Source organism: Sulfurospirillum sp. MES (assembly GCF_000789415.1).
Taxonomy (GTDB): domain Bacteria; phylum Campylobacterota; class Campylobacteria; order Campylobacterales; family Sulfurospirillaceae; genus Sulfurospirillum; species Sulfurospirillum cavolei.
Genome location: NZ_JSEC01000030.1, coordinates 1 through 3,543, shown reverse-complemented (window position 1 = coordinate 3,543; position 3,543 = coordinate 1). Strand labels below are relative to the sequence as shown.

Here is a 3,543-nt window from a genome sequence, read left to right as displayed (position 1 = left end):
AAGGTTTTATCATGGGACAAACCATCACCGAAAAAATTTTCAGCGAACACGTCGGACACGCGGTATATGCCGGAGAAATTATCAAATGCAAGATCGATATGGTCATAGGCAACGACATCACGACGCCCATTTCCATTAAAGCGTTTGAAGAGAGCGGCGCGACCAAACTTGCCAATCCGGACGGGTTTAGTATCGTTATGGATCACTATATTCCCGCCAAAGATATTGCCAGTGCCAACCAAGCCAAAATCAGCCGCGATTTTGCCTACAAACACGATCTCAAACATTACTTCGACGAAAAAGACATGGGTATCGAACATGCACTACTTCCCGAAAAAGGGCTGGTCGTTCCGGGCGACGTCATTATCGGCGCAGACTCACACACCTGTACGCACGGCGCGTTAGGCGCGTTTGCGACGGGTATGGGCTCAACCGACCTCGCGTTTGCGATGATTACGGGCGAAAATTGGTTTAAAGTTCCCGAATCCATCAAGGTCGTCTTTAGCGGCAAACCCAAACGCCACGTCTACGGCAAAGACCTCATCTTGGAAGTCATCCGCCGACTCGGCGTCGACGGTGCCTTGTACCGCACGCTCGAATTTACAGGCGATACGATCCAACACCTCACCATGGACGATCGTTTCTCTTTGTGTAACATGGCGATTGAAGCGGGAGCCAAAAGCGGTATCGTTGCCGTCGATGCGACGACCAAAGCCTTTTTAAGCGATAAAAAACTTGCGCGTGAGCCGAAATTTTTCTATTCCGACGACGATGCGACGTATGTTCACGTCCTTCATATCGATGTCGCAAACCTCGATCCGGTCATTGCCTATCCGTTTTTGCCGTCCAACGGCAAGTCCATTAACGAAGCGGTCAAAGACGATCTAGCGATCGATCAAGTTTTTATCGGCAGCTGTACCAACGGTCGATTGGAAGACTTACGCATCGCGGCAAGCATCTTAAAAGGTCGTAAAGTTGCTCGAAAAACACGTCTTATCATCACGCCGGCAACGCAAAAGATCTCTTTGCAAGCCCAAAAAGAAGGTTTGGTGGATATTTTCGTCGAAGCGGGCGCGGTGTTTAGTAACCCAACGTGTGGCGCTTGTTTGGGAGGATACATGGGTATCTTAGGCGAAGGCGAACGTTGCGTCGCAACGACCAATCGTAACTTCGTAGGACGCATGGGAGCGCGCACCAGCGAGATTTACCTTGCCAACTCCGCCGTAGCGGCCGCCAGTGCCGTTATGGGAAAAATTACCGATCCAAGAACGCTCTAATGGTCTTTATCCCGCTGCCTTTAGTCATTATTGCCGGCGGGAAAAGCTCTCGCATGGGAAGCGACAAAGCGTTGCTTCCTTTTGGAGGATGCGCAACGCTCACGCAATTTCAACTGCAACGTTTAAAACCTTTTTTTCAAAGCCTACATGTCAGTGCCAAAAGCCGCGCAAAATTTAACTTTGATGCTTCTTTTATCGAAGATACCGCTTCGTACCAAGAGCATTCGCCGCTCGTGGCACTTTTATCGATTTTGGAATATTTCCAAATTCCCGTGTGCGTTTTAAGTGTCGATACGCCTTTTGTCACCCCCGAAGTCTTTGAAACGCTGTATGCGAACCTCAATGACGAAACCGATGCGCTCGTTGCGACGTCCTCTTCGTCTTCGCATCAATTGTGCGCGATCTATTCGCCCTCAATCATTCCCGTCATTCGAACGCTTTTAGAGCACAACGAACACAAAATACGTTCGGTTTTAGCACAAAGCCGTACACGTTTCGTTTCCTTTCAAGACGACGCACTTTTTTTCAACGTCAATCATCCTGATGAATACGAAGAGGCAAAGAGACGCTTATGAAAGATCGGTTAACCGACGTCGCTTCGCTCGATGTTTTTTCAGAAGCGATGATGACATGTAAGAGCCCGAAGCTGTTTCTCGTCGATATCAAACGCTTTAAAGCTATTACGATCGCGCACGGCGACGAAGGCGGCGATTTTATTTTGCGTCGTTTTGCCCAAACGCTCCAAACTTTTGCCCTATCGTACGAAATGACGCTTTATCGCTTCGTCGACGACACATTTATACTCTTGCAAAATGCTCCGTTTGAACTTTCAAAAATGGAAAACCTCATCTTTGCACTGCTCGATACGCTTAAAAATCTCGACTACGATTATAACGATCAGACCATTCGCGTCGAAACCGTTATCGGCATCAGTTTCGATCATTTCAACGCTCTGGAAAAAGCCCAAAAAGCACTACGCGTTGCCAAAACGGAAGATCAACCTTTCGTAACCTACTCTGAATTTGCCAATACGCTCCTTAGCGAAAGCGAAGAAGCGGTAGAAACGATGATGAAACAAGCGATCGAACGCGAAAATATTACGCTTCATTGCCAAGCCGTCGTCGATCTTTCAGAACAGGCATGCTATTACGAAGGTCTTTTGCGCTTGTGTGATCGCCAAACGTTACAGTCGCCGAAACTTTTCCTCAAAATCGCACACGAACGCGGTTTATACGATGCTTTGTTTCGCAGTATCGTCCACAAAGCGTGCCAATTGACCCAAGCCGCGCATCACCGTATTGCACTCAATCTCTCGTACGAAGATCTCCTCGATGCGGAGCGTTTGGCTTTTTTACGACACCGCGTCGATCCGAAAAACGTATGGCTTGAAGTTGAATGTGAAGGAAAAACGCCGTGCGAATCGCTTCTAAAGAGCTTAAGTACGCTGAAACAAGAGGGATTTACGCTGATTTTAGATAACGTTAAAAGTGCGGAATATCTTGCTTATTTTCCGCAAGGATGTGTGGATTACGTGAAGCTTCACGGACGTCTTATCCGTGATTTTGCGATTGATCCTAACGCACAAACAACCTGCAATGCCATGATCGATCTCGCCCGCAAGCAGGGCATCCAAACAATCGCTTCACAACTCAACTCGCGCGCCGCACGTGAGATTGCGCGAAACCTCGGCTGTGATCTTTTCCAAGGCTTTATCGTCGAACAACCTCACGACATTGCGTAAAAACTATTTGTCTTGCTCGTACACAAGTGCTTCGTCGATTTCATTGAGGCGAAGAACGCGTTTTCCTTTATGATCTTTCAAAAAGCTTTGCGCGCTTGCTTCATCTTTAAACGGAATAAATTCTCTGCCCATTGGACCGTACATGTCGCTTCCAACGACGTAAAAAGCCGCTTTGCCGTCAATCGCTTCTTGCGTATAATAATCCGTCACCAATAAAGCGACTTTATCATCGGGTTGTTTTGCATAGTTCCCCCATTTAGAAGGGTTGTGGTAAAACTTGAGCATGTCTTTCACGCCGTCAAAGGCATGGCTAACGTTTTTACCGTTATCGACGTAGTTCATACGCGCCGCCCAACGCGGGTATTTGTAAACAAACATACCGCATACGGGACATTTTTCATCTTTTTCGACATGTATCATATTTTTATGGGCATGTCCGTGTGCCTCCTCACGCAAAATCTCCCACACGTACAAAGAAACGGCTTGCAGTTTTTGTTCATCGAGTTCGCCGCATACTTTGTTGTT

The 3,543-nt window shown here is 47.4% G+C and carries 4 protein-coding genes; 3 read left to right on the top strand and 1 reads right to left on the bottom strand.

The genetic code is table 11. From position 1 onward, the window contains the following. The first annotated feature begins 11 nt into the window (after nucleotides 1-11). The 3 genes from leuC to OA34_RS13100 are packed head-to-tail and all read left to right on the top strand — an operon-like array spanning nucleotide 12 to nucleotide 3,018. Nucleotides 12-1,277, top strand: coding sequence for a 3-isopropylmalate dehydratase large subunit (gene leuC / locus OA34_RS13110; protein ID WP_039676137.1), 1,266 nt, complete (start codon nucleotides 12-14; stop codon nucleotides 1,275-1,277). Beyond that, complete coding sequence (mobA, locus tag OA34_RS13105) at nucleotides 1,277-1,852, top strand: molybdenum cofactor guanylyltransferase (RefSeq protein ID WP_039676135.1); 576 nt, start codon at nucleotides 1,277-1,279, stop codon at nucleotides 1,850-1,852. Before leuC ends, mobA begins: the two co-directional genes overlap by 1 nt. Then, on the top strand, nucleotides 1,849-3,018 hold the full coding sequence (locus OA34_RS13100; RefSeq protein WP_039676133.1) for an EAL domain-containing protein: 1,170 nt from the start codon (nucleotides 1,849-1,851) through the stop codon (nucleotides 3,016-3,018). The genes mobA and OA34_RS13100 overlap by 4 nt, the downstream gene beginning before the upstream one ends. Before the next feature lie 3 nt (nucleotides 3,019-3,021). Here OA34_RS13100 and OA34_RS13095 read toward each other — a convergent pair. After that, nucleotides 3,022-3,543 (bottom strand): nitrous oxide reductase accessory protein NosL (locus OA34_RS13095; RefSeq protein WP_039676131.1); only part of this gene is annotated, 522 nt, incomplete at its 5' end.